Annotated in this window: 1 protein-coding gene, 1 rRNA gene and 1 other annotated feature; of the genes, one reads left to right on the plus strand and one right to left on the minus strand. The window is 59.6% G+C overall.

The features are described 5' to 3' along the window. Positions 1-7: 7 nt before the first annotated feature. Positions 8-157: a sequence feature (most likely nonfunctional fraction of RNA operon), on the minus strand. Between the two features lie 155 nt (positions 158-312). Beyond that, a 5S ribosomal RNA gene (gene rrf, locus SD72_RS16665) occupies positions 313-429 on the plus strand. Between the two features lie 110 nt (positions 430-539). Here rrf and SD72_RS18105 read toward each other — a convergent pair. Next, positions 540-1,031: hypothetical protein (locus SD72_RS18105; protein WP_042545595.1), on the minus strand; the 492-nt coding region annotated here is incomplete at its 5' end.

Here is a 1,031-nt window from a genome sequence, read left to right on the forward strand (position 1 = left end):
AGGGACCGAACTGTCTCACGACGTTCTAAACCCAGCTCGCGTACCGCTTTAATGGGCGAACAGCCCAACCCTGTGAGGCTCCCAGTAGACTACTGGGTTGATAGGCCAGATGTGGAAGCACGGCAACGTGTGGAGCTGACTGGTACTAATAAGCCGATGACTTGATTTTATCCCACCTGTTAGTGGTGGGGCATGAGTCTGTTATGTAACGATGTTCGCGTCTACTTTGTGGTTCTTGACGTACGGCCACAACCCCCCGAAAGTGCATCCGTGTGGTGCTTGTCTGGGTGGGTTGTTGTTTGTCAATAGAGTTTCGGTGGTTATAGCGTCAGGGAAACGCCCGGTCACATTCCGAACCCGGAAGCTAAGGCTGACAGCGCCGATGGTACTGCGAGGGGGACCTCGTGGGAGAGTAGGACACCGCCGAACAACTTTTATAAGGGGTTGTTCAGATGAATTTGACCATGATTGGTCAGTTCGTCTGAGCAGCCCCTTTTTCATTTTGTAAACTAAGAAGTACCGTCTCGAAGAGACAACAATCACATAGGGAGCACCACATGAACGACCGTAAGGACCGACCCGAGGATACCGGGCGACCCCGTCGTTCTGATGGTGCACAGTCCCGCAGCGGTGGTTACGATCGCAACGATCGTGCCCCGCGTGGTGATCGCAACGAGCGCGACCGCAACCCGTTCCGCGAGACTCGTGGCGGCCGCGACGAGCAGCGCCCGGCACGCAGCGACCGTGGCGACCGTCCGACCGGTGATCGCGCCCCATACCGTGGCGGAGATCGTAACGACCGTCAGGGCGGTGGCGATCGTGCCCCGTACCGTGGCGGAGATCGTAATGATCGTCAGGGTGGTGGCGATCGCGCTCCGTACCGTGGCGACCGTCCGACCGGCGATCGCGCCCCATACCGTGGCGGAGACCGCAACGACCGTCAGGGTGGTGGCGATCGTGCCCCGTACCGCGGCGGAGATCGTAATGACCGTCAGGGTGGTGGCGATCGTGCCCCGTACCGTGGCGGAGAC

Origin of the sequence: Leucobacter komagatae (assembly GCF_000834055.1) — a bacterium.
GTDB lineage: Bacteria > Actinomycetota > Actinomycetes > Actinomycetales > Microbacteriaceae > Leucobacter > Leucobacter komagatae_A.